This window comes from Bradyrhizobium sp. USDA 4451, assembly GCF_054822585.1.
In genome coordinates this window covers 4,426,509-4,451,408 of sequence record NZ_JBTRCH010000001.1, presented here as the reverse complement: position 1 = coordinate 4,451,408, position 24,900 = coordinate 4,426,509, and the positions used below count along the sequence as shown (strand labels likewise).

Here is a 24,900-nt window from a genome sequence, read left to right as displayed (position 1 = left end):
TGCTATTCGGCGGGAACGGATGCCTCGCGCAGCCGGATCGAGTAGTTCGAGGCGTTCTGCCGGCCGCTGGAGGCTGCGCGCGCAAACGTGATCAGATGATGTGCGACCAGCGTCGCCGAGATCAACCCCTCGATGTCGCCCCGCTTCAGCCGGCCGAGCGCAAACTTCCAGAACACCCGCTTGTAATCGCCGAGCACGCCGACCTTCCAGAAGATGTTGCGCAGCATGATCAGCCCGCGCCGGATGTTGGCCCAGCTCTTCATCTCCGGGCTGACCGGCACCTTGATGCGGTTGGCATAGGTGTAGTTGCACTGATGCAGATAGCGCTCGAACAGCCGCTTTGGCTCGTAGGCGATTTCCATGCATTTGCGCCAGGAACTGACCACGTCCTCATAGGGCAGCAGGAACTCGACATTGGAGTCGCGACCCTCGTCATCGACCAGCCGCCCTGCCTTTTCGAGCCGATCCCACAGCGGCGTCTTCGGCAGCGCCTGCAGCAGGTTGATGGTGAGCAGCGGAATCCGCGATTCCTCGACAAAGGAGAGCAGCGCGTCGCCGGTCTGCGGCTTGTCGGTGTCGAGCCCCATGATGATGCCGGAGACGACCTCCATGCCGAACGAATTGATCGTGCGCACGCCCTCAAGGATCGGAACCATCATGTTCTGATCCTTGTGCATCGCCTTCAGCGCATCGGGATCCGGCGTCTCGATGCCAACGAAGATCGTGACGAAGAAGGCTTCGCGCATCTTCTCCAGGATCTCGGGCCGCTTGGCGATGTTGAGCGTCGCCTCGCAGGCAAGGCGCGTCACATAGCCGGTCCGCTTCTGCCACTCGATCAGATGCGGCAGCAATTCGCTCGCCGCCTTGCGGTTGCCGATGAAATTGTCGTCGACGAAATACACCGTGTCGGTCGCGCCGCAGGCGCGCAGCTTGTCGAGCTCGGCGATGATCTGCTGCGGCGACTTCAGGCGCGGATTGCGGCCATAGAGCCCGGGGATGTCGCAGAACTCGCACTGATAGGGGCAGCCCGAGGAGAACTGGATGCTGCCGAGAAAGTACTTCTTGGTCTCGGCGAGTTCATAGGCCGGCAGCGGGAAATCCGTCATCGGCAGGCGGTCGACGGTCGTCAGCACCACCTGCTGGTCGGGACGGCTGGTGTCTTCCGCCAGGCGCCGGATCAGCTCATCGGTGGCGTCGCCGAGCTCGCCGACATGAAGGTAGTCGAATGCGGGATAGTAGTCCGGACAGGCGCTGACCGAGGGGCCACCGATCGCGACCACGCGGTCATGCTCATGCGCGCGGCGGCAGATGTCGTTCATCTGCTGGCGCTGGATGTGCATACCGCTGACGAACACGGCATCCGCCCACGCGAAATCCTCCGCGGTCGCGGGCCGCAGGTTCTCGTCGACGAACCGGACCGGCCAGTTCTCGGGAAGATATGCGGCGATCAGCAGCAGGCCCTGCGGCGGCATGAAGGCCTTGACGCCGTCGGTCAGGGGATAGGAGTGCTCGAAGGTGCCAAACGACGACGTATAGCGCGGAAAGACGCAGAGGATACGCCGTGCTGTCTCTATGCCCTCAGCTCTCATCAATACGACCCCGAAGCACCTGCAAATCTAACCACGGCACGGAACGCTGGGCCAGAAATTCTTCAACATTGTGGCACCGGCTAACGTCACAACGCCGAGATAGTTGCTCTGCAGAATTTCGCTATCCCGTCAGGTCAGGAGCCGGGCCGCGAGATCGGGCAGCCGCTCCGCATCGTCAACAAGGCGGAAGTCCTGGCCGGCTAGGCCGACGCGCGCGAGCCAGGCGTCGAATTCGGGCGCCCGCTTCAGGCCGAACAGGTCGCGGATGTAGAGCGCATCGTGAAACGACGTCGACTGATAGTTCAGCATCACGTCATCGGCGCCCGGCACGCCCATGATGAAATTGACGCCGGCGGCGGCAAGCAGCGTCAGCAGATTGTCCATGTCGTCCTGATCGGCCTCGGCATGGTTGGTGTAGCAGACGTCGATGCCGAGCGGCAGGCCGAGCAGCTTGCCGCAGAAATGATCCTCGAGCCCGGCACGGATGATTTCCTTGCCGTCATAGAGGTATTCGGGACCGATGAAGCCGACCACGCTGTTGACCAGCAGCGGATCGAACGCGCGCGCCACCGCATAGGCCCGCGCCTCGCAGGTCTGCTGATCGACCTGGTGATGGGCGTTGGCCGACAGCGCCGAGCCCTGCCCGGTCTCGAAATACATCACATTGTCGCCGACCGTGCCCCGGCGCAGCGACAGCCCGGCTTCGCGCGCCTCGCGCAGCAGCGACAGGTCGACGCCGAAACTGCGGTTGGCCGCTTCGGTGCCGGCGATCGACTGGAACACGAGATCGACCGGCAGCCCCTGCCCGATCAGTCCGAGCGTGGTGGTGACATGGGTGAGCACGCAACCCTGCGTCGGAATCTCCAGCCGCGCGATGATGTCGTCGAGCAGCCGCAGGAGGGTGCCGATCACTTTGGGATCGTCGCTCGCCGGATTGATGCCGATGCAGGCATCGCCCGATCCCAGCAGCAGCCCGTCGAGGATCGAGGCGGTGATGCCCTTGGGATCGTCGAACGGGTGGTTGGGCTGCAGCCGCGTGCTCATGCGGCCGCGCAGACCGATGGTGTTGCGGAAGGCGGTCGTGACCTCGCATTTCTTCGCCACCAGGATCAGATCCTGGTTGCGCATCAGCTTCGACACCGCCGCCACCATCTCCGGCGTGATGCCGCGCGAGATCTTCCTGATCGTTTCGCCCGTGGCGGCATCCGACAGCAGCCAGTCGCGGAAGCCGCCGACGGTGAGCGATGACACCGGCACAAAGCCGGCAACGTCGTGGCTGTCGAGGATCAGGCGCGTGACTTCATCGTCCTCATAGGGGATGACCGGCTCGTCGAGGAATTGCTTGAGCGGAACGTCGGCCAGCGTAAGCCGCGCGGCGATCATCTCTTCCGCGCTGTCGGCGGCAACGCCGGCCAGACGGTCGCCGGACCGCGGCGGCGAGGCCTTGGCAAGCAGGATGCGCAGATCGTCGAATGCGTAATTGGTGGCGTCGATAGTGTGACGATAGTGCATGGGAGTTCGCGTCGAGGCAGGGGCAACGTAACCTAGCACCTCTTTGCGAAAGTCGTGCCATCGGCTTTGCTGCCACCGCGCAGGGGATGTTGATGAGTGATGATGATGACGGCCCGTCACTCGACAGCGCGGCAAGGCGGCGCGACATGGGAGGTTCGGAGCCCCCTCATAAGGCATTGGGATTATTTGGAGATTTAGCCGGTTGCGGCCCGGGCGAACCGCGCTCGTTAAGACATTATCCATGAACATTTTGCATAAGCTTTAATTGGCCGACGGTACTCCCCGGCCTCTTGGAGTGCCCGCAATGCCCGCCCCCGTCACACCTCCGATCTCCAGATCCCGGCCTCCTATGGCATCCCGATTCTCGCTTGCTGCCCGGCTGTACTCGACGTTTGCGCTGATCGCGGCGCTGACCGCGGCCATCACCCTCCTGTCCGACACCAACGCGCGGCGCAACGCCGAGCTGACCGAGGCCGTCGACCTCGCGAGCCGCGCCGCACTCAATGTCGAGCGGGTCAACTCGCTGGTCTATGCCGTGGTGATGGAGTCCCGCGGCATCTACATGTCGACCGATCCGGCGGCGGTGAAGAAATACGGTGACGGGCTGCTGGCGTTCAACGACCGCATCCTCGGCGTGGTCAAGAACTGGGAAACCCTGGTGCAGGCCGACGACGCCGCCCAGTTCGCCGCGTTCAAGACGCGCATCGAGCAATTCGTCGAATTCCGCAAGGAGCTGGTTCGCCGCGGCATCGAGATCGGCGCCGCAGCCGGGCGTGAGTGGGGCGACAACGACGCCAACCGCGACGTGCGCACCGCGCTGAACAAGGACCTCGAGGCGCTGTCCAAGGTCTATGCCGAGCGCAGCAAGCGGCTGGCACGGCAGACCGACGCCAACCGAACTTTGGCGCTGCTGCTGACCGGGCTCGGTGCAGCCGCCCTGATCGTGGTGGTGCTCGGCGTCCTGATCATCGCCCGCTCGGTGGCCCGGCCGCTGTCGCAGATCACCACCACCATCAAGCGCGTCGCGGACGGCGACGACCATGTCGAAGTGCCCCATGTCGGGCGCAGCGACGAGATCGGCGCCCTGGCGCGCGCCATCAAGGTGTTCCAGGAGGCGATGGAGCGCAACCGCAGCCTGAACGCGCAAGTCCTGCAGGATTCCGCGGCCCGCGACGCGCGTGGCCGGCACATCGAGAGCTTCGTCGACGCATTCCGCGGCACCATCGGTGAGGTGCTGCGCGCGGTGCACGACAACGCCGCGACGATGCGGCAGACCGCGCAGACCATCGCGACCGTCGCGGCGGACGCCAGCGGCCGGGCGGTTGCCGCGGCCGGCGCCACCGAACAGGCCTCGAGCAACGTCTCCGCGGTGGCGGGCGCGGCCGAAGAGCTGTCCGCCTCGGTCGAGGAGATCGGCCGCCAGGTCAAGCAGTCCTCCGGCGCGGTCGATCAGGCCGGGCTGCGCACCGACCGCTCGATCACCGAGATCGAGGGCCTTGCCGCCACCACCCAGCGCATCGACGGCGTGCTGAACCTGATCCAGGCGATCGCCGAGCAGACCAACCTGCTCGCGCTCAACGCCACCATCGAAGCCGCCCGCGCCGGCGATGCCGGCCGCGGCTTCGCCGTCGTCGCGCACGAGGTCAAGGCGCTGGCCGGGCAGACCGCGAAGGCAACCGCCGAGATCAGCGAGAATGTCGGCCTGATCCAGGCCTCCACCCGCAACTCGGTGGCTGCCGTGCGCGAGATCGGCCAGGCTGTGCGCGAGATCAGCGATGTCACCGCGAACATCGCAAGCGCGATCGGCCAGCAGGATGCTGCGACCCGCGAAATCTCGGCCAACGCGCAGATGGCAGCCCAGGGCAACGAAACCCTGGTCACGAATGTCGGCTCGCTCCGCGACGACATGGACCAGACCAGCAAGGCGGCGGAAGCGGTGCTCGCGGCGTCGAACGATCTGACCGCAACCGCCGAAACGCTGTCGCGCGAGGTCGAGCAGTTCTTCCGCAATTTGCGCAGCGATGCCAACGAGGGCCTGCGGCGGACGGGGACGTAGCGACAAAGCGGCTGCCGGGATCAATCCAGATCCCGGGGCTGCGTCAGGGATGTCGTGTTCGGTGGTCATCACGCTGTTTGATGTCTTGACTGGACCTGTCCCCTCGTCGTCCTGGCGAAAGCCATAGCCACTGATTTTGGTTGTCGTAGGGATTGTGGCCCCAGCGTCGTGCTACAAGTCTCATTCGGGGCAATGGGTCCTGGCTTTCCAGGACGACGATGAGAATGGGTTTCGATTCACTTGCCACACTGTCGGTGTCATCACCCGCGAAAGCGGGTGATCCAGTATTCCAGAGACGGCAGTGCTTGAGCCGAGAGGCCGCGGCGTACTGGATCGCCCGGTCCCGTCTTCGCCAAGGCTTCGACGGGGCTTGCGGTCTTGGGCTCGCCGAAGCTTCAGCGGAGGCGGCGAGCCGGGCGATGACAGTTGTAGATGAGGATATAGCTTCGCGTTCTCGCGACATGAATTGTCCGAGTCTTGCTCTTCGTTTCCACCCTCTCCGTTGGTGAGGGCGCAGGGAAAGCCGGGTGCCGATCGCACCCATGGGCCCCGTGCAATAGGTAGAAAGCACGGGGGTAGGACCACAGGTGTAACCGGAGCAATCCGGCTTTCCCTGCGCGATGGCTTACGGCTTATACGTGCTCTCCCCGGCGAGACTGGGCTTGTTTGTCACCGTCTTCACAACGCGCATTTGCGCAATCGGAAAAGACACCTACCGCTAGGGCGTCAGGCCTGCACGATTTCGCCGTCCGCCTTGCGTGCTCTCGTCAGGCCACGCGCAGCGTCCACCGCATCTCGACCCACGTTCGTGACGACCGCGAAGCGCCCCTCGATCGGGTGAGACGCGCATATTGAACATCTGAGTTGGGTCCACTGTCAAGATAAATTCTGAAAAGCCGAACGATTCATCGCAACCACAGGGTAGCTCCCCGCCTCCCGATGGTTAAGACTCTGCCAACGCGCGTACATAAATTGCCCGCGCTTCGGGTCGCCTTTCTCAATTTGATGCCCCCATAGAAAAGGTCAAAGCGCGGGGGCGCGGGGGGAAGTGGAAGCGTGCAATGAACGGGCTTGTGCCAAGGCCGAAGGCGGTGCCGACCAAACGGCTGCTTGCGCTCGGGATCGGCCTTGTTTTGGGCTTTTCGGCGATCTGCGCATCGATCCTCTGGGAGATGGCGGACAAGGACTATCAGCACGCGAAGCAAGGCGCGACCAACCTCGTCGCCTCTATCGCCAGCGAGATCGACCGCAACATCGAGCTCTATGACCTCTCGCTGCAGGCGGTGGCCGACGGCGTCAAGCTGCCGGAACTAACCAAGATCAGCCCGGAGCTTCGCCAGGTCGTGCTGTTCGACCGCGCCGCGACCGCCAAGGATCTGGGCTCGATCCTGGTGCTGAGCGCCGCGGGAGACGTCACGCTGGATTCCCGGACATTGACGCCGCGGACCGCGAATTTCGCCGACCGGGACTTCTTCCTGGTGCATCGAACCCAACCGGACCGCGGTCTGTTCATCAGCGCGCCCTGGGTCACGCCGGAGGGCGAATATCTGATCAGCCTGAGCCGCCGCATCAGCAACGACGACGGCTCGTTTGCCGGCGTGGTCGCCGGCAGCATGCGGCTCAGCTATTTCCACAATCTGTTTCGCAAGCTGAACTTCGGCCTCGGCGACAGCATGGCGCTGTTCAACACCGATGGCGTCATGCTGATGCGCGCGCCGTTCGAGATCGGCAAGATCGGGCAAAGCATCAAGGACTCCCTGGTCTTCAAGCAGTATCCGGCACGGCAATCCGGCTCCTACATGACGAAATCACTCGTCGATCATGTCAGCCGGCTCTACGTCTTCCAGGCGGTCGGCAGCCATCGCCTGATCATCGCCGAGGGTCTCGCACTCAACGGCATCTATGCCGATTGGTGGCAGCAGGTCTGGCTGATCGGCAGCGTGGTGGCCGCGCTGTGCGGCTTCTCGATCGTGCTGATGTTCTATTTGCTGGCCGCTCTCAAGCGGCGGGCCGCGGCGGAACGCCGGCTCGCGCACCTCGCCAGCACCGATGCGCTGACCGGACTCGCCAACCGCCGCCGCCTCGACGACACCCTCGACATCGAATGGCGGCGCGGCATGCGCGCGAAATCGCCGGTCTCGCTGCTGATGATCGACGTCGATCATTTCAAGGCGTTCAACGACACCTACGGGCACCAGGCCGGCGACGCGGTGCTCGCCACCGTGGGGCGGTGCATCGCAGCCAGCGCCAAGCGCGTCACCGATCTCGGCGCGCGCTACGGCGGCGAGGAGTTTTCGGTGCTGCTGCCAGGCATCGGCAAGGCCGGCGCGCTTGATGTCGCCGAGCAGATTCGCGCCAAGCTGACGGCTGCACGCGAGACCGAGCAGGAGCTGCCGACCGTCAGCATCGGGGTGTCTTGCCTCGTGCCCGACCACGAGCGCACGTCGCGCGATCTGCTCAAGGCCGCGGACCTTGCGCTCTATCAAGCCAAGCACGACGGCCGCGACCGCGTCGTCGTCAGCCCGATCGGATGGGACAAATCCGGCAAGCGGCACGTCGCCTGATCGCGGTTCTCGCCTCCAGCTCCGCTCACTCGACCGGCAGCACGTCGACCGCAACGCCGAGCTTCTGCTTGCGCGCACCGACGATGACACCGTCGACCGGCGAGACGTCGGCGAAGTCGCGGCCGATGGCGAGGATGATGTGGTCGCCTCCGACCATCAGATCGTTGGTCGGATCGAACCCGATCCAGCCGAGCTCGCTGCCGCACCAGACCGAGACCCAGGCATGGGTTGCGTCGGCGCCCTGCAACCGCGGCTGGCCCGGCGGCGGAATGGTGCGCAGATAGCCGCTGACATAGGCCGCGGGCAGGCCGAGCCCGCGCAGGCCCGCGATCATCACATGGGCAAAGTCCTGGCAGACGCCGTGGCGCTTCTCGAACACGTCGCGCAGCGGCGTCGAGATCACCGTCGCCTTGGGATCGTATTTGAAGTCATTGCGGATGCGGCGCATCAGGTCGGCTGCCCCAGTGAGGATGCCGCCACCCGGCGCAAAGCTCGCAGACGCATAGGCTGTCACGGGCCGCAACACCGGCACCAGCGCACTGGCAAAGACATAACCGACCGGCGAGGCCGCATCGAGGCTCAAGCCTTCGAAGGCGTGATCGCGTACGTCCTCCCAGGAGGGGCTGGCGGCGTCACGCGCCGGCGGCTGCCGCGTCACCGAGACCCGCGAGCGGGAATCGATGCGGAGGCTGCGATGCGCGGTCTCGATCAGGACGCTTTCGGTCAGCGTGCCGAAGAAGTCGCGCCGGCTGGTGCGCTCCGCGGGCTTGGGTCGGATCTCGACCGCATGCGAGATCAGCTGCTGCCCGTCGCCGCTGATCGGCTCCAGCCGCAGCGCGCAGCGCGCGAAGCTGACCTGGGTCTCGTAGCTATAGGTCGTGACGTGACGGATGTCGTAGATCACGCCAGCCCCGTGAGCTTCTCCGGCCGGCTGGCGTTCGGTCCATGCGGGAAATAATGCAGCCCGACGGCGTCGGCGAGATTGAGCAGATCCTGCTCCAGCGCGAACAGCGTCTTGACGTCGAGGCTCGAGGCTTCGGCCGTCGTCAGCATCGCCTCCAGCGCAACCGCGAGCCGCTGCGGCCGCTCGATCAGGCCATGCTCCTTCAGGCTCGGCAGCGCGGCGACATGTTCGTTCAGCGCCGCGACCTGGAACGCCACCGAGCGCGGATTGTAGGGATCGAGCACCGCAAGATCGCGCACCGGCGTCAGCAGCGGCTGCACCAGATAGCGCGAGCGATAGGTGATCTGGCAATCGACCAGCGTGAGCAGGACGTCGAGATCCTCGTCGCCGGCCTCGTCATAGGCGAACTGGCGGGCGAAGCGCGTGGTGTTGATGGCGCGCTCGGCGCGGCGCCCCATCTCGAGGAAGCGCCAGCCGGCGGCGCGGTTCATGTTCTCCTGCGCCAGACCCGCGAAGCTCGCGAGTTCCTGCAAGGTCAGTTCGGCGGCGCTGACGACGCCGTCATCGTCATGCACCTCGATGGCGAGCCGGTCGGCCATTTCGGTGATGACCTGCCAGGCGTCCGGCGACAGCCGCTCGCGCAGCGAGGTCGCGGTGCGCTGCGCCGATCGCACCAGCGACAGCGCCGAGCCGAACTTCTCCTCGTTCTGCAACGCCTCGAGCGCGACCTTGGCCGGATTGGCGCGCGCGGTCTGCGTGGCCGCGCCCCAGGTCACCAGCAGGCGCTGGATGCGCTCGGCCGAATGCATCGCCGGCGCGTTGCCGTTCGAATTGGCGCGCGCCGGATCGCGCAACGGCGTGCCCAGGGCGCGGATCAGGCGAATGGTGGCCTCGGCGCGTTCGAGATAGCGGCCGAGCCAGAACAGATTGTCGGCGGCGCGGCTCGGCAGCACGCCGGCGATGCGGCGGATGCGGACGGTGTCGACCGCCGGCAGCAAGGTCGAGGTCGCCACCGCCTTGTCGGAGACCACCCAGACGTCGGCGGACACCGCGCCGTCGCCCATCGAGACCGCGCGCGCGTCGGCCCGGTCGGCGATCCGGCAGAAGCCGCCGGGCAGCACGGTCCAGCCGTTCGGCGTCGCGGCGGCGAACACCCGCAGCACGAACGGACGCGGCGTGATCCGACCGTTCTCCCACACCGGCGTGGTCGACAGCCGCACCAGCTCCTGGCCGACATAGTCGATGCCGCGATGGCTGATCGCATCCTTGAGGCGATCGCGGTCCGCGGCCGACAATTCGCCGGGGAGTACCGGACCGTGGCCCGGAAAATCCGCCACGCCACGGCCATAGGCGCCCTCGATCGCGAATTCGTCGAGCCGCGACAGCACCTGCTCGCGGGCGGATTTCTGGCCGCACCACCAGGTCGCGATATGCGGCATCATCAGGTCTTCGCTCAGCAGGCGCCGGCACAGGTTGGGCAGGAAGCCGAGCAGAGCCCGCGCCTCCATCACGCCGGAACCCGGCATGTTGGCGACCACGACGCCGCCCTTGCGCAGCACCTCGACGAGCCCGGGCACGCCGAGATAGGACGACGCATCGAGCTCGAGCGGATCGAGCATGTTGGAATCGACCCGGCGCAGCAGCACGTCGAGCCGCTTCAATCCGGCAACGGTGCGGATATGAATGCGATCGCCGGAGACCGCGAGATCGTCGCCCTCGACCAGCAGGAAGCCGAGATAGCGCGCCAGCGTGGCGTGCTCGAAATAGGTCTCGCTGAACGCGCCTGGTGTCAGCAGGCCGATCCGCGGCTCGTCGCGGTCGGCGCTGGCGCGCAGCGAATCGCGGAACGCCTCGAAGAACGGCGCGACGCGCTCGACATTCATCGACTTGTAGAGATTGGAAAAGGCGCGTGACAGCACCAGGCGGTTTTCCAGCGCGTAGCCCGCGCCCGACGGCGCCTGCGTGCGATCGCCGAGTACCCACCAGCGGCCGTCGGGCCCGCGGCCGATGTCGGCCGCATAGAGATGCAGATAGCGGCCGCCCGGCGGCTTGATGCCGCTCACCGCGCGCAGATATTCGCTGCTGCCGGCGATCGCCGCCGCTGGGATCGCGCCGTCAGCAACGAGACGGCCGTCGCCGTAGAGATCGGCCAGCACCATTTCCAGAAGCTGCGCGCGCTGCGCGACGCCGGCGGCGAGCTGGCGCCAGTCGGCGGCGTCGATGATCAGCGGCAGATGGCTGAGCGGCCAGATCCGGTCCGACGTATCGCCGGGCGTACGGTAGGTGACACCGGCCTCGCGCAGATGGCGATCGGCGGAGGCGAAGCGGCGCTCGATATCGGCCGGCGACAGCGCGGCAAAGGCGTCGAAGAAGCGCGCCCAGACCGGCCGCGGCGCGCCGTTCTCGGCGATATATTCGTCGGGAATGCCGGGCAGCCGGACGTAGTCGCGGGTCCATTGCGCCATCCGGCGCTGGCCGGGACGGGCCCTGCTCTCCTGACTGCTGCCGCCTTGGCCACCCGACACGGTCATTCCACTTCCCCTGCAGCCAATTAGTGCAGGAGCGGCGTCCGCAAGTCGAGGGTCAAGGGAAACTCAGTTGTGCGTTCCTCCGGCGGCGTTTCGATCTTGCCGGGGGTATGGCCGTGCTCCTGGAAGCGCGCCAGCCGCCGCGCCTCGGCCTCGTAGGAATTGACCGGCTTGGTCTCGTAATTGCGGCCGCCGGGATGGGCGACGTGATAGACGCAGCCGCCGAGCGAGCGGCCGTTCCAGGTGTCGATCAGGTCGAACGTCAGCGGCGCGTGCACCGGAATGGTCGGATGCAGGCCGGAGGCCGGCTGCCAGGCCTTGAAGCGGACGCCGGCGACCGCCTCGCCCGAGCGGCCGGTCTCGGTCATCGGCATCCGCCGGCCGTTGCAGGTGATGACGTGGCGGCCCTCGACGAATCCGGTCGCCTTCACCTGGAGCCGCTCGACCGACGAATCGACATAGCGCACCGTGCCGCCCGAGGTGCCCTCCTCGCCCAGCACGTGCCAAGGCTCCAGCGCCTGCCGCAGCTCGAGGCCGACGCCGCCATGATGGACGCGGCCGAAGGCGGGGAAACGGAATTCGAGCTGGGCTTGATACCATTCCGGCTCGACGTCGTAGCCGGACTGCTTGAGCTCGGCGAGCACGCCCAGGAAATCCTCCCAGAGGAAATGCGGCAGCATGAAGCGGTCATGCAGCGCGGTGCCCCAGCGCACGAACTTGCCCTGCTGCGGCTCGCGCCACAGTTTTGCGATCAGCGCGCGGATCAGAAGCTGCTGTGCCAATGACATCCTGGGATCGGGCGGCATTTCGAGCGCGCGGAATTCGACCAGGCCGAGCCGGCCGGTCGGGCCGTCGGGCGAATAGAGCTTGTCGATGCAGATCTCGGCGCGATGGGTGTTGCCGGTGATGTCGACCAGGATGTGCCGGAACAGCCGATCGACCAGCCACAGCGGCGCATCGATGCCCGGCGGCGGCACATGCGCCAGCGCGATCTCCAGTTCATAAAGTCCATCGTGCCGCGCCTCGTCGATGCGCGGCGCCTGGCTGGTCGGGCCGATGAACATGCCGGAGAACAGGTAAGACAGCGACGGATGCCGCTGCCAATACAGCACGAGGCTCTTGAGCAGATCCGGCCGGCGCAGGAACGGCGAATCCTCCGGCTTTCTGCCGCCGACCACGATGTGGTTGCCGCCGCCGGTGCCGGTGTGGCGGCCGTCGATCAGGAAGCGGTTGGCGCCGAGCCGTGTCTTCGCGGCGTCCTCATAGAGGCCGAGCGTGATGTCGACCGCCTCGCGCCAGCTTTGCGCCGGCTGCACGTTGATCTCGATCACGCCGGGATCGGGCGTCACCTTGATCACCTCGACGCGCGGATCGTATGGCGGTGAATAGCCTTCGACATGGACCGCGAGCTGCGTTTCCTCGGCGGTCGCCTCGATTGCCGTGATCAGCTCGAGATAGTCGTCGACCTTCTCGACCGGCGGCATGAAGACGCAGAGCACGCCGTCGCGGACTTCGATCGCCATTGCGGTGCGCACCGGCAGCGGCTCGGGGATGTGCTTGAGCGCCTGCTTCAGCTCCGCATCGGCAAGCGCCGCGCGCGGCGCCATCGGATCCTGCTCGACGATGTAAGGATAGTCCTCGGGCGGGACATGTTCGAGCGAGCCGATCGGCAGCCGCAGGCCGAGCGGGGAATCGCCGGGTGATGCGAACAGATGGCTGCGGCGGATCTTCCAGTGCTCGCTGCGCCAGCGCGCAGGGATCTTGTCGGCAAGCGGCGTCCAGCGCTGGATCGGCAGCACAAAGCCCTTCGGCGTCGTCAGTCCCTCGTCGAACACCCGCGCCAGGCGCGCGCGCTCTTCGGCATCCGTCAGCTTGGAGTTATCGGGCGTGACGTTGGGCGGCAGCCCGGCTTCACGCTGCAGCCAGAACGCAGGGTCCTCATAAGCCGGCATGACATAGTCGGCGCCGAGCCCGAGCTTCCTCGCGGTGCCGACGGCAAAGCGCTCGGCATCGGCCACCTCGGCCTTGCGCGGATTCTCGATCGACGCGATCAGGTCGGCATTCTTCCAGATCGGCTTGCCGTCCTTGCGCCAATAGAGGCCGAACGCCCAGCGCGGCAGGCTTTCGCCGGGATACCATTTGCCCTGGCCGTAATGCAGCAGCCCGCCCGGCGCGAACCGCGTGCGCAGCTTGCGGATCAAATCGTCGGCGAGCGCCCGCTTGGTCGGACCGACCGCGGCGACATTCCATTCCGGCGATTCCGGATCGTCGATCGAGACGAAGGTCGGCTCGCCGCCCATCGTCAGCCGCACGTCGTGCTCCGTCAGGTCGGCATCGACCTGCTCGCCGACCCGGTCGAGCCGTGCCCAGGAATCATCCGAGAACGGCCGGGTGATCCGCGGCGCCTCGCGGATCCGCTTGACGCTCATGTCGAAGCCGAACTCGGTGTTGGCGATGCCCGCGGTGCCGGTCACCGGCGCGGCCGAGCGGTAATGCGGCGTGGCGCAGAGCGGGATGTGGCCCTCGCCGGTCAGCATGCCGGAGGTGACGTCGAACCCGATCCAGCCCGCGCCGGGCAGATAGACCTCGGCCCAGGCGTGCAGATCGGTGAAATCGCTCTCGACCTCGCGCGGCCCCTCGAGCGGATCGATGTCGGGCCGGAGCTGGATGAGATAGCCGGAGACGAAACGCGTCGCGAGCCCGAGATGGCGCAGCGCCTGGATCAGGAGCCACGCCGAATCGCGGCAGGAGCCGGAGCCCGCGGCCAGCGTCTCCTCCGGCGTCTGGATGCCAGCCTCCATGCGGATGACGTAGCTGATCTGTTTTTGCAGCTGCGCATTCAGCTCGACCAGGAAATTGACGGTCGAGTCGGCCTGGCGCGGGATCCCCTTCAGATACGCCGCGAGCAACGGCCCGGGCTCGTCGGTCTCGAGATAGGGCGCGAGCTCGGTCTTGAGGTCGGCGGGGTATTCGAACGGAAAGCTGTTGGCGTAAGGCTCGACGAAGAAGTCGAACGGATTGACCACCGTCATCTGCGCGGTGAAATCGACCTCGACCTTGAGCTCGGTCGCCTTCTCTGGAAAAACATAGCGCGCCAGCCAGTTGCCCTGCGGGTCCTGCTGCCAGTTCACGAAGTGGTTCGATGGCGTGACCTTGAGCGAATAGCTCAGGATCGGCGTGCGGGTATGCGGCGCCGGCCGGAGCCGAATGGTCTGGGGCCCGAGATCGATCGGCCGGTCGTATTTGTAGTGCGTGACGTGATGCAGTGCGACGAAGATCGACACGGACCGAGGACTCCAGCAGCTTTTTTGAGCAGAACACTGGTTCCGGTATGGATCAAGCACTAACAACGGGCAGCGATTGCCCAGGAATTATCCGCGCGGCGTGCCGAGGTCAGCAATGGCCGCGGGCAATCGCCCTCACCGACTAACGGCCGATCGCGCCGGACACCTGCGAAGCAAGGTGCTCGGCGAGCATGTGATAGCCTTCGGGGGTCAGGTGCACGCCGTCGGGCTGATGCGGAAGTCCGCCCAGCATGCCGTTGGGGAGCATGATCACCGTGATGCCGCGGGCGCTGAGCCGGCTTTGGATGTCCGCGGTCCGGTCCGGGCTGCCCTTGCGCCGGTCGTTGCCGCCCGGCTGCAGGATCACGGCCCTGGTCCCGTTCGGGACAGCCCGGTCGAGGCGTTGCAGCATCCCTTCGGTGGTGTCGCCATTGATGCCGGCGTTGACGATGCGGACGTTCAATCCCTTCGCGCGCAAGATCGCTTCGAGCTGCGCGGGATAGGCCTGGTTGCGTGCCACGCCCTTGCCGTAGGTGTTGCTCGCGCCGAGCGCAACGACGGTTGCGGCATCAGCCGATGCGGTGCCAAGGCTCAAAGCGGCGAGAAATGCGATGCATCCGAAGCAACCCAACCGACGTGCGCGCATGTTTCCTCCGTTCGGTCCGTAGCCCGAATGGAGCGCAGCGTAATCCGGGAAGCTTCATTCGCCAACGTACTTCCTTGTCGTCCCTGCGAAAGCAGAGACCCATAGCCACCGGCCGTGGTAATGTGGAAGGTGTCTGCCACCGCCTTTATCGATAAATCACGCGGTATCGGTCCCTGCTTTCGCAGGGACGACAGCGGAGTGTGAGACTACATCGTCGCGCCGAGCACCCACGGCGCGAACTCGGCGCCGCCGAAGTCGAAGCTCTCGCTCTTGGTCGGCTGGCCGGAGGCGGTCTTGAGGATGAGGTCGAAGATGCGCTGGCCGCATTGCTGCACGCTCTCCTCGCCGTCGAGGATGGTGCCGCAATTGACGTCCATGTCGTCTTCCATCCGCTTGTACATCGGCGTGTTGGTGGCGAGCTTGATCGACGGCGCGGGCTTGCAGCCGAACACGCTGCCGCGGCCGGTGGTGAAGCAGACCAGGTTGGCACCGCCGGCGACCTGCCCGGTGGCCGCGACCGGGTCGTAGCCGGGCGTGTCCATGAACACAAAACCCTTTTTTGTCACCGGCTCGGCGTAGTGCAGGACGTCGACGAGGTTGGTGCTGCCCGCTTTCGCCATCGCGCCGAGCGACTTTTCGAGAATGGTGGTGAGGCCGCCGGCCTTGTTGCCGGGGCTTGGATTGGCGTTCATCTCGGCGCCTTCGCGGCTCGTATATTCCTCCCACCAGCGCATCAGGCCGACCAGCTTCTCGCCGACCTCGCGGCTGACGGCGCGGCGGGTCAATAGATGCTCGGCGCCGTAGGTCTCGGGTGTCTCCGAGAGAATGACCGTGCCGCCGTGGCGGACCAGCAGGTCGCTCGCCGCGCCGAGCGCCGGATTGGCCGAGACGCCGGAATATCCATCCGAGCCGCCGCATTGCAGCGCCACGGTGAGCTCGCTGGCCGGCACCGCCTCGCGCTTGACCTTGTTGGCATCAGTGAGCGCTTCCTTGACGAAGGCAACGCCGGCTTCGACCGTCTTGCGCGTGCCGCCGACCTCCTGGATGTCCATCGCGCGCAGCCGGCCGGCCAGCTTCTGCTCGGCCATCAGGCCGCCGATCTGGTTCACCTCGCAGCCGAGGCCGAGCACGATGACGTTGGAGAAATTGACGTGCCGCGCATAGCCGCCGAGCGTGCGGCGGAGCAGCGCCAGCGGCTCGTCCTGGGTCATGCCGCAGCCGGTCTTGTGGGTCAGCGCGACGACGCCGTCGACATTGGGGAAATCGGCCAGCGGATTGTCGCCGGTGAACGGGTTCTTCTTGAACATGTCGGCGACGATTCCGGCGACATGGGCGCTGCAATTCACCGAGGTGAGGATGCCGATATAGTTGCGCGTCGCGACGCGGCCGTCGGCGCGGCGGATGCCTTCGAACGTCGCCGGCAGATCGAAGTTCGGCACCGGCTTGACGTCGACGCCATAGGCGTAGTCCTTGGCGAAATCGCCCATGCCGCAATTCTGCGTGTGCACATGCTGGCCGGGTGCGATCGGCTGCGTCGCAAAGCCGATGATCTGGCCGTAGCGGCGGATCGGCTCGCCCTGCGCGATCGGCTTGATCGCGACCTTGTGGCCGGCCGGAATGCGGTCGACCGTGGTGACGCCTTCGGCCACCTCCAACCCCGGCGGCAGGCTCGCGCGCGCGATCAGGACGCTGTCGTCGGCGTGCAGGCGGATCGTTTGTGCGGTGGCCATGGAAGTTCTCCTTTTGAGGGGCGAATAGCGAATGGCGAGTAGCGAATAGTGCTACTCCAATCATCGTCCCCTATTCGCCATTCGCTACTCGCTATTCGCGTTCTCAGGCCTTGCCGCCGGACTTCTCGCGGGTCTGGTTGACCTGCATCTTGGCGTAGACCTGCATCAGGCCGACTTCGTTCGACAGCGTCACGAGCTTGAAGCCCATGTTGATCGCGCGCACCGCGCCTTCGGCGCCGGAGCAGTGGATGCCCGGGTTGAGGCCGCGCTTGCCGCATTCCTTGATGATCTTCTCGTAGATCTTGAGGATCTCCGGCTCGTCGCGATCGAGCTTCGGCACCAGGCCGTAGGAGAAGCCGAGATCGGACGGGCCGATATAGACGCCGTCGATGCCTTCGACGTCGAGGATGGCTTCCATGTTCTCGACCGCGGTCTTGGTCTCCATCATCGGCAGCAGCACGATCTCGTCGTTGGCGGTCTGCTGATAGGTGCCGGCCGAGCCATACATGCCGGCGCGGATCGGACCGTTGGAGCGCACGCCCTTCGGCGGATATTTTGCGTAGGAAACGAGGTTCTTGGCTTCCTGCGGCGTGTTGACCATCGGGCAGATCACGCCATAGGCGCCGCCGTCCAGCACCTTGCCGATGATGCCGGGCTCATTCCAGGGCACGCGGACCATCGGCGTGACCGGATGGGCATGCATCGCCTGGAAGCATTGCACCATCGACTGATAATCCTGCACGCCATGCTGCATGTCGACGGTGACGCTATCGAAGCCGCATTGCGCGATCACTTCGGCCGAAAACCCGGAGGGGATCGCGAGCCACGCGTTGACCACCGCCTTGCCCGATGCCCAGACCTGCTTGACCTTGTTTGCCATCTTGTTTTTCCTTCCCTGTTCCGAACTTGTCGTCATTGCGAGCGCAGCGAAGCAATCCATTTCTCAGTCTGTTGAAGCATGGATTGCTTCGTCGCTACGCTCCTCGCAATGACGGATGAATTATTCCGTCGCCCGCTGGATCGAGACTTCGCTGACGCCGACTTCGCGCGCGGTATTCACTATCGCCGCCCAGGTGTCGTCAGGCAAGGGGATGCCGTTCCTGGTGCGATCGGCGCGGGTCTTGCGCTCGGGATCGCCCGGAACCAGCACCGACTCCGTGCCCGCGATCGGCTTGGTGGCGCGGATGAAATCGGTGTAGCGGGTGATTTCGCCGTCGAAGAAGTTGCTGGTGTCGATCACCTTGGGATCGATGTAGAACGCCATCATGCCGTTGGCGAAGCGGCGGTCCGACGATGTCGCACCGGTGCCGGTCAGCGCGCCGCCAAGCAGCTCACAGATGAAGGCGAGGCCCGAGCCCTTGTGATCGCCGAAAGCGCGGATCGCGCCGGTTCCCTTGGTGTGATCGCGCGGCCCATCTGGTGTGTACGGACCATACAGCACGTGCGGATCTTCGCTCAGCGTGCCGTCGGCGTCGACCAGCGCACCGACCGGCAGCTTCTTGCCGCCGCGGCTCGCCACCAGGCACTTTCCCTCTGCGACAACGGATGTCGCGAAATCGAGCACGATCGGATCCTGGCCCTGGCGCGGAATGCCGACGCAATAGGGCGCGGTCGACAGCCGCTTCTCGACGCCGCCGTAGGGCGCGACCAGGAGCGAGCCCGCCGCGGTCACGAAATGAATTGAGACGAGACCTTCGGCGGCGGCCATTTCGGCCCAGTCGCCGACGCGGCCGAGATGGCCGGAGTTGCGCAGCGCGACGGCGGCGAGCCCCGCCTTCTTGCACTTCTCGATGCCGAGCTTCACCGCAACCGGGGTGACGGTCTGGCCATAGCCGAACTTGCCGTCGACCACCGCGAGCGACGGCGTGTCGACCACGACCTCGGGGGTCTGGTTCGGCACGATCGAGCCCATCTTCTTCCACCTGACATAGACGGGCACGCGGATCACGCCGTGGCTGTCATGCCCGGTGAGGTTCGCGGTCGTCAGATAGGTCGCGATGCGCTTCGCCTCTTCCGCAGACGACTCCGAATGCGAAAACACCTCGGACACGAAGTTGATGAGATTATCGACCTTGATGGTGACCATGAAAAACTAGCTCGCTCGATAAGGCACAGTGTGTTCTTAGGTGTGGGTCTTAAGCGTGGGTCTTGGCGTGGCCGCCGAGATAGGCCGCGGCGATGGCTTCATTGCCCCACAATTCGTCGGGCTTGCCACCGAGCACGATCCGTCCGGTTTCGAGGACAAAACCGTGATCGGCGACCGACAGTCCCATGCGCGCATTTTGCTCGACGAGCAAGACCGTGGTGTCCTTCCTGATCTGTGAAATAATGCGGAACACCGCCTGCACGATCACAGGTGCGAGACCGAGCGACGGCTCGTCGAGCAGCAGCAGCCGCGGCTTCGCCATCAGCCCGCGCGCCACCGCGACCATCTGCAACTGGCCGCCGGACAGCGTCCAGCCGAGCGCATTGGAGAAGGCGCGAATATCGGGAAACAAATCGAACATCGCGTCGGCCTCGCGCGAGATCTGCGACGCCGAAACCTTCCGGTTCGACGCGCCGAGCATGATGTTCTCTTTCACCGTGAGGCCCGGAAACACGCGGCGGCCTTCCGGCACATGCGAGATGCCGAGCCGCACGATCGCTTCCGGCCCGAGGCCTGCGATCGAGTGACCGTCGAATAGGATGTCGCCGGAGGCGGGCTTGGCGAGGCCACTGATCGCGCGCAGCGTGGTCGACTTGCCGGCGCCATTGGCGCCGAGCAGCGTGACCACCTGGCCCTGCTCGACGGCGATGGTGACGCCGCGCAGCGCCTCGATCTCGCCGTAGCGGACCACGAGATTGCGGATTTCGAGCAGCGGCATCATTCGCTCCCGAGATAGGCGGAGACGACGTCGGGATGGCGCAGCACCGCCATCGACTCGCCGTCCGCGATGCGGCGTCCGAAGTTCAGCACGGTGATGTGCTGGGCGGCTTCCGAGACCAGCGTCATGTCGTGATCGATGATCAGGATGGTGAGGCCCTGCGCTGCGATGCGCTTGAGCAGTTCGTGCAGCTCGAGCTTCTCGGTCGAGTTGAGGCCGGCGGCCGGCTCGTCGAGCAGCAGCAAGGTCGGATTCGAGGCCAGCGCCCGCGCGATCTCGATCAGGCGCTGGTGGCCGTAGGAGAAGCTCGAGATCAACTCGTTGGCGCGGCTGCCGAGGCCGACAAAGGTCAGCGCCTCCATCGCGCGCTCGGTCAGCGCGTCGTCGCCCTTCCCGATCATGGTGTTGCCGGGCCGCTCGGCGCCGATTTCGACATTCTCCAGCGCCGTCATCGAGCGGAACAGGCGGATGTTCTGGAACGTGCGTCCGAGACCCGCGGCGGTGCGCTGATGCGGCGCCATGGCGGTGATGTCGGTGCCGTCGAGCACGATCTTGCCTGATGTGGCCTTGTAGAGGCCGGACAGCACGTTCAGCGTCGTGGTCTTGCCGGAGCCGTTGGGTCCGATCAGCGCGTGCACGCTGCCGCGCTTCACCGCGATGTCGACGCCGTCGACCGCCTTGAGGCCGCCGAAATGCTTCGAGAGCCCGGTGACCTCGAGCACGATGTCGCCGCCGGTCGTCGCGGGCTTGAGCTGGAGCGCTCCGGCCACAGGCGGCGCCCTGGTGTGGGCACGCCAGCGCGTGAAGGCGTCGGACACGAAGCCCCAGATGCCGTCGGGCATGAAGCGGATGATCAGGATCACCGACAGGCCGTAGATCGCGAGGTAGAGACCCGGCACGCTCTTGAGGAAGCGCAGCCATTCCGGGATCAGGATCAGCAGCCCGGTGCCGATCGCCGAGCCGATCGGCGAGGCGACGCCGCCGAGCAGCGACATGGTCAGAAACTGGATCGATTCGGCGAACGAGAACTGGTCCGGACTGACATAGGCGAAGCCGCCGGCGAACAGGCCGCCCGCCAGGCCGCCGAGCACCGCGCACACGGCAAAGGCGGAGACCTTGGTGCGGAACACGTCGATGCCGTTGACGCCGGCCGCGAGTTCGTTGTCGCGCACCGCGCGCATGGCGCGGCCGAGCTTGGTGTCGGGCAGATGCCAGACCAGATAGCCGACGATGGCGAGCATCGCGACGCAGAACGCCAGATAGCTTTGCGAGGACTGGAACAGCTCGGGACGGCGAATGTTGGCGACGCCGTCGGGCCCATGGGTCACGCCGATCGCGTTGATCATCACCAGCGTCACGATCTGCTGGAACGAGATCGTCACCATGGCCAGGTAATGCCCGCCGAGCCGCAGCGTCGACATGCCGAGGAACGCGCCGGCGATCAACGTGATCACGCAGCCGCCGACCAGGCAGAGCCAGAAGTTCAGATGCAGGTCGGCGGTCCCGAGGCCGACGGCATAGGCGCCGAAGCCGAAGAACGCGGCCTGCGCCAGGTTGATCTGGCCGCACAGGCCGAGCACCACCGACAGCCCGAACACCGCGATCGAGAAGGTCGTGGCCTGCAGCAGGATGTTGAGCACGTAACCGTCGAACTGCATGCTGGCGGCGAGCGCCACCAGCACCGCGGCGCCGAGGAAATACGGCAGATGCCGGATGATCAGCGGTTTCGAGCGCACGGCCGGCGCCGGAATCATGTTGTCGCTGGCGCTCATGCTTTCTCCGCGACACGTTCGCCGAAGATGCCCTGCGGCCGGAACACCAGGAAGGCGATCAGCACCAGGAAGGCAAAGCCGTCCTTGTACGGCACCGAGATGTAGGCGGCGCCGAACGTTTCGATGACGCCGAGCGCGAGGCCGCCGACGATCGCGCCCGCAACGTCGCCGAAGCCGCCGATGATGGTCGCGGCGAACGCCTTCAGCGCGATGGTCGAGCCCATCTGGATCGAGACGAACAGCACCGGCGCCACCAGGATGCCGGCGAGACCGCCGAGCACGGCCGAATAGATGAAGGTGATCATGATCATGGTGGAGACGGAAATGCCGAGCAGCGAGGCCATCTCCTTGTCCTGCGAGGTCGCCTGCAGCTTCTTGCCGAGCAGCGTCTTCTCGAAGAACCAGAAATTGAACAGCACCAAGAGGATCGTGACGCCGATGATCAACAGATACTGGCTGTCGAGATAGACCGGGCCGAGCTGGATGCCGGGCGTATCGAACCAACCCTGCAACACCTGCGGCTGCGGACCGTAGATCGCGAGCACCGAGTTCGACAGCAGGATCGAGGCGCCGATGGTCGCGATGATCACGGGCAGATAGGTGCGGTGGCGCAGCGGATAATAGACGCCGAGATTGAAGATGACGCCGAGCAGCGCCATGCCGGCAAGCGCGATCACGAAGGACAACCAGTATGGCAGGCCGAGCTCGACACAGACCACCATCAGATAGGCGGCGACCATCGAGAATTCACCTTGCGCGAAGTTCACCACGTTGGTGGCGCGGAAGATCAGCACGAAACCGAGCGCGACCAGCGCGTAGACCGCGCCGATGCCGATTCCGGTGAATAGCAGTTGGAGGATGAGATCCATGACGGCGCTCGATTGAAAGGCGAAACGAACATCCCGGGACCAGCCGGATCGGAGTGATTATCGTTCGGGAGGTGGTAGGGCTCTCTCCCCCCACGCAACCGGGGTTTACCCCGGTTGCGTGGGAGAGGGAACTCATCCACTCGTGCCTCCCTGACCGGCCTAATCAATCGTTGAAGTCGATGTGCTTGTCGTAGACGATCTTGCCCTTGTCGTTCTTCACGACGTTGTAGCCGTGCAGACCGTCGCCGTTCTTGTCGAAATTATATTCGCCTTCGGCGCCGGCGAATTTCTGCGTCGCCAGGATCGCCTCGCGGATCTTGGTCGGATCGGTCGAGCCCGCCTTGTTGATCGCCGCCGACAGGATGGTGATCGCGTCATAGGGCCAGGCGCTCTGGTTGTCGGGCGCGGTCTTGTAGGCATCGCGATAGGCCTTGCCGAACGCCTTCGCGGCATCGCTGGAGTCTTCGGCGAAGTCGGCGACACCGTAGGTGCCGAACAGCGCGGGGCCGGCGAGCTTGGTCGAGGACACCGCCACCACCGAGGGCGAGCCGACCCAGGGAATGTTGACGCCGAGCTGGCGCAGCTGCCGGGCAAAGATGCCGAGATCGTTCTCGAAGGTGAAGTAGGTGCCGAGCACGTCGGCGCCGGACTGCTTCACGGCCAGCACGACCGGAGTGAAATCCTGGCTCTGGTTGGCATAGCCCTGGTCGAGCACCGGCGGCGCGCCAAGCTTGGTCAGCGCTTCGCTGAGCGCCTTGCCGCCCGCGGTGCCGAAGGCATCGGTGGAATGCACGATCGCCCATTTCTTCTTGCCGAGCGTGTTGACGCCGAAGTCGGCGATCACGCGGCCGGAATAATTGTCGTTCGGACGGAAGCGGAACAGCCAGGGATTGCCGGAATGGGTGAGATCGGGATTGGTGCCGCCGATCATCACCGGCTTGCCGACCTTGATCACGTCGGGCGCCATCGCCTGCACCTGGGTCGAGCGGATCGAGCCGAGGAAGGCGACGATGTCGGATTGCGCGGCGAGCTTGGAGAACGCCAGCACGATGCCCGGATTGGTGGTCTGATCGTCCTCGATCACGAGCTCGACCTGCTTGCCGAGCACGCCACCGGCCTTGTTGACCGCGGCCAGCGCCAGCTTGGCACCGTTCTGGGCCCACAGCCCCTGCTCCGCTGCCGGACCGGTCACCGGCACGCACATGCCGATCTTGATGGTCGCGCCCTGCGCCCACGCGCTCCGCATCAGCGCGGGCGCAGCGAGACCTGCCGCCAAGCCGGCGGAAAACTCACGCCTCGTCAGTTTCATTCAATCCTCCCTTGATGGCGCCGAACTTGGATGCCGGCTGCATTGAGACGAGCTGGACGCATAGACCCGTTGCCCCGATCCGCAGCCATCAAACAGCGCGACGAACAAACATCAGCGCCGCTGCAGCGCACAACACGTGCAACGGCGACAATCGATCCAAACGTACCGGCTCAGCTAAACATGATTGCACATTGCACGCAATAGCCAAAACTTCGCTGGCGGCGGTGCGTAAATGCCTGCTACCAGTAATGTGACCGACGGGCAGTCATCGATGTCGATTCCAAGAGCGAAATCGCAGACCAGACGGAAACAGCCGGCCTACGCGCTGATCAAGAGCGCGCTGGCAAAGCACATCCGGGCCGGCGATGTTCCGCCCGGCGCTGTCCTCTCCGAGTCGGCGATCGCAACCTTGTTCGGCTCCAGCCGCTCGCCGGTACGGCAGGCCTTCGAGCAGCTCGAGCACATCGGCCTGGTGCGCCGGTTCGACGGCCGCGGCGTGATCGCCGGCAAGCGCAAGGTCGAACCGCGACGCGTACCGATCACCCCTGAGATGTTCGGGCTGACCGACGGCCCGGTCGAGGCGGTGCGCAGCGATGCCTGGGACACCCTCTATTACAAGCTCGAACGCGAGATCATCTATCGCTCGCTGTTCGGACGCTTCCGGGTCAGCGAGCTGGCGCTGGCGCGGCATTTCCGGGTCGGGCGCACGGTCGCGCGCAATCTGCTGCTCCGTGCGCAGGCGATCGGGATCCTGGAGAAAGGCGCCAAGGCGCATTGGTACGTGGTGCCGCTGGACGAGGATCGCCTGCGCGACATCTTCGAGGTGCGCGCCACCCTCGAGCCGCTGCTCTTGAAATCCGCCGCGGCGAAGATTCCAACCGCCCTGCTGGACCGGATGGCCGCGCGGCTGCGCGAGGGCATTCAATTCCGCAGCAACGTCGGCGTCGGCGAGCTCGACGAGATCGAGGGCGACCTGCATATCCGCTGCCTGGGTTACGGCATCAATCGCGAGATGCTCGAAGCGCTCAAGCGCACCCATTGCGCGTTCGTGATCGGCAAGCACATTCAGGTGGCGCTGACCGCGCCGCAGATCGATTCCTTCATGGATGAGCATCTGGTGATCATCGAAGCCCTGCGCGCCCGCGACGGCGACGCGGCAGCCGCGATCCTGCGCCGCCATATCGTATGGTCGCACTCCAAGGTCGCCGGCTGGATCGCCGAATTCCGCGCCATCAACGTGATTTCGCGGGTGCCCTACATGGCCTGAGCGACG

At 65.5% G+C, this 24,900-nt stretch carries 16 protein-coding genes; 3 read left to right on the top strand and 13 right to left on the bottom strand.

Translation table 11 applies throughout. The annotated features are described in order from the left end of the window. Positions 1 to 2 precede the first annotated feature (2 nt). Together ACVMB0_RS20480 and ACVMB0_RS20475 are read right to left on the bottom strand one after the other, a co-directional pair. Positions 3 to 1,589, bottom strand: a complete 1,587-nt coding sequence (locus ACVMB0_RS20480) for a B12-binding domain-containing radical SAM protein (protein ID WP_461347458.1) — start codon at positions 1,587 to 1,589, stop codon at positions 3 to 5. A 129-nt stretch (positions 1,590 to 1,718) separates the two neighbouring features. Further along, entirely contained in the window at positions 1,719 to 3,101 is a 1,383-nt protein-coding gene (locus ACVMB0_RS20475; protein ID WP_461347457.1) for an ethanolamine ammonia-lyase subunit EutB, read from the bottom strand. A 349-nt stretch (positions 3,102 to 3,450) separates the two neighbouring features. Between ACVMB0_RS20475 and ACVMB0_RS20470 the strand changes: the two genes are divergently transcribed. Both ACVMB0_RS20470 and ACVMB0_RS20465 read left to right on the top strand, forming a co-directional pair. Further along, positions 3,451 to 5,157 carry a methyl-accepting chemotaxis protein gene (locus tag ACVMB0_RS20470; protein ID WP_461347456.1) on the top strand — a complete coding sequence of 569 codons (1,707 nt, stop codon included), beginning with the start codon at positions 3,451 to 3,453 and terminating at the stop codon, positions 5,155 to 5,157. A 1,061-nt stretch (positions 5,158 to 6,218) separates the two neighbouring features. After that, entirely contained in the window at positions 6,219 to 7,721 is a 1,503-nt protein-coding gene (locus ACVMB0_RS20465; protein WP_456755878.1) for a GGDEF domain-containing protein, read from the top strand. Positions 7,722 to 7,746: 25 nt separating this feature from the next. On the opposite strand, the gene ACVMB0_RS20460 is transcribed toward ACVMB0_RS20465, so the two are convergent. From ACVMB0_RS20460 to ACVMB0_RS20410, 11 genes are all read right to left on the bottom strand, one after another. Next, entirely contained in the window at positions 7,747 to 8,625 is an 879-nt protein-coding gene (locus tag ACVMB0_RS20460) for a transglutaminase family protein (RefSeq protein WP_461347455.1), read from the bottom strand. Then, the gene (locus ACVMB0_RS20455; RefSeq protein WP_461347454.1) at positions 8,622 to 11,156 is read right to left on the bottom strand and encodes a circularly permuted type 2 ATP-grasp protein; all 2,535 of its coding nucleotides are present in this window, start codon (positions 11,154 to 11,156) and stop codon (positions 8,622 to 8,624) included. The genes ACVMB0_RS20460 and ACVMB0_RS20455 overlap by 4 nt, the downstream gene beginning before the upstream one ends. Positions 11,157 to 11,176: 20 nt before the next feature. Further along, on the bottom strand, positions 11,177 to 14,437 hold the full coding sequence (locus ACVMB0_RS20450) for a transglutaminase family protein (RefSeq protein WP_461347453.1): 3,261 nt from the start codon (positions 14,435 to 14,437) through the stop codon (positions 11,177 to 11,179). A 142-nt stretch (positions 14,438 to 14,579) separates the two neighbouring features. Continuing rightward, positions 14,580 to 15,083 carry a GDSL-type esterase/lipase family protein gene (locus ACVMB0_RS20445; RefSeq protein WP_461347452.1) on the bottom strand — a complete coding sequence of 168 codons (504 nt, stop codon included), beginning with the start codon at positions 15,081 to 15,083 and terminating at the stop codon, positions 14,580 to 14,582. Positions 15,084 to 15,289: 206 nt separating this feature from the next. Then, entirely contained in the window at positions 15,290 to 16,813 is a 1,524-nt protein-coding gene (locus tag ACVMB0_RS20440; protein ID WP_456755883.1) for a UxaA family hydrolase, read from the bottom strand. 103 nt (positions 16,814 to 16,916) lie between these two features. Then, entirely contained in the window at positions 16,917 to 17,693 is a 777-nt protein-coding gene (locus tag ACVMB0_RS20435; RefSeq protein WP_050406732.1) for an HpcH/HpaI aldolase family protein, read from the bottom strand. 120 nt (positions 17,694 to 17,813) lie between these two features. After that, a complete protein-coding gene (locus ACVMB0_RS20430) occupies positions 17,814 to 18,899 on the bottom strand; it encodes a malate/lactate/ureidoglycolate dehydrogenase (protein WP_461347451.1) in 1,086 nt (361 codons plus the stop codon). Positions 18,900 to 18,948: 49 nt separating this feature from the next. Next, a complete protein-coding gene (locus ACVMB0_RS20425; protein WP_021079917.1) occupies positions 18,949 to 19,677 on the bottom strand; it encodes an ABC transporter ATP-binding protein in 729 nt (242 codons plus the stop codon). Further along, on the bottom strand, positions 19,677 to 21,449 hold the full coding sequence (locus tag ACVMB0_RS20420) for a branched-chain amino acid ABC transporter ATP-binding protein/permease (protein ID WP_456755886.1): 1,773 nt from the start codon (positions 21,447 to 21,449) through the stop codon (positions 19,677 to 19,679). Before ACVMB0_RS20420 ends, ACVMB0_RS20425 begins: the two co-directional genes overlap by 1 nt. Next, positions 21,446 to 22,318, bottom strand: a complete 873-nt coding sequence (locus ACVMB0_RS20415; protein ID WP_050420108.1) for a branched-chain amino acid ABC transporter permease — start codon at positions 22,316 to 22,318, stop codon at positions 21,446 to 21,448. Before ACVMB0_RS20415 ends, ACVMB0_RS20420 begins: the two co-directional genes overlap by 4 nt. Before the next feature lie 163 nt (positions 22,319 to 22,481). Continuing rightward, a complete protein-coding gene (locus tag ACVMB0_RS20410) occupies positions 22,482 to 23,627 on the bottom strand; it encodes an ABC transporter substrate-binding protein (protein ID WP_456755887.1) in 1,146 nt (381 codons plus the stop codon). A gap of 271 nt (positions 23,628 to 23,898) precedes the next feature. Here ACVMB0_RS20410 and ACVMB0_RS20405 point away from each other — a divergent pair, with 271 nt between their 5' ends. Next, positions 23,899 to 24,894, top strand: a complete 996-nt coding sequence (locus ACVMB0_RS20405) for a GntR family transcriptional regulator (RefSeq protein ID WP_461347450.1) — start codon at positions 23,899 to 23,901, stop codon at positions 24,892 to 24,894. Positions 24,895 to 24,900: the final 6 nt, after the last annotated feature.

Coding starts and splice junctions, on each gene's coding strand:
- ACVMB0_RS20410 (WP_456755887.1), bottom strand. CDS start 23,627: ATGAAACTGACGAGGCGTGAGTTTTCCGCCGGCTTGGCGGCAGGTCTC.
- ACVMB0_RS20420 (WP_456755886.1), bottom strand. CDS start 21,449: ATGAGCGCCAGCGACAACATGATTCCGGCGCCGGCCGTGCGCTCGAAA.
- ACVMB0_RS20475 (WP_461347457.1), bottom strand. CDS start 3,101: ATGCACTATCGTCACACTATCGACGCCACCAATTACGCATTCGACGAT.
- ACVMB0_RS20455 (WP_461347454.1), bottom strand. CDS start 11,156: ATGACCGTGTCGGGTGGCCAAGGCGGCAGCAGTCAGGAGAGCAGGGCC.
- ACVMB0_RS20440 (WP_456755883.1), bottom strand. CDS start 16,813: ATGGCCACCGCACAAACGATCCGCCTGCACGCCGACGACAGCGTCCTG.
- ACVMB0_RS20445 (WP_461347452.1), bottom strand. CDS start 15,083: ATGCGCGCACGTCGGTTGGGTTGCTTCGGATGCATCGCATTTCTCGCC.
- ACVMB0_RS20425 (WP_021079917.1), bottom strand. CDS start 19,677: ATGCCGCTGCTCGAAATCCGCAATCTCGTGGTCCGCTACGGCGAGATC.
- ACVMB0_RS20430 (WP_461347451.1), bottom strand. CDS start 18,899: ATGGTCACCATCAAGGTCGATAATCTCATCAACTTCGTGTCCGAGGTG.
- ACVMB0_RS20435 (WP_050406732.1), bottom strand. CDS start 17,693: ATGGCAAACAAGGTCAAGCAGGTCTGGGCATCGGGCAAGGCGGTGGTC.
- ACVMB0_RS20470 (WP_461347456.1), top strand. CDS start 3,451: ATGGCATCCCGATTCTCGCTTGCTGCCCGGCTGTACTCGACGTTTGCG.
- ACVMB0_RS20405 (WP_461347450.1), top strand. CDS start 23,899: ATGTCGATTCCAAGAGCGAAATCGCAGACCAGACGGAAACAGCCGGCC.
- ACVMB0_RS20415 (WP_050420108.1), bottom strand. CDS start 22,318: ATGGATCTCATCCTCCAACTGCTATTCACCGGAATCGGCATCGGCGCG.
- ACVMB0_RS20465 (WP_456755878.1), top strand. CDS start 6,219: ATGAACGGGCTTGTGCCAAGGCCGAAGGCGGTGCCGACCAAACGGCTG.
- ACVMB0_RS20480 (WP_461347458.1), bottom strand. CDS start 1,589: ATGAGAGCTGAGGGCATAGAGACAGCACGGCGTATCCTCTGCGTCTTT.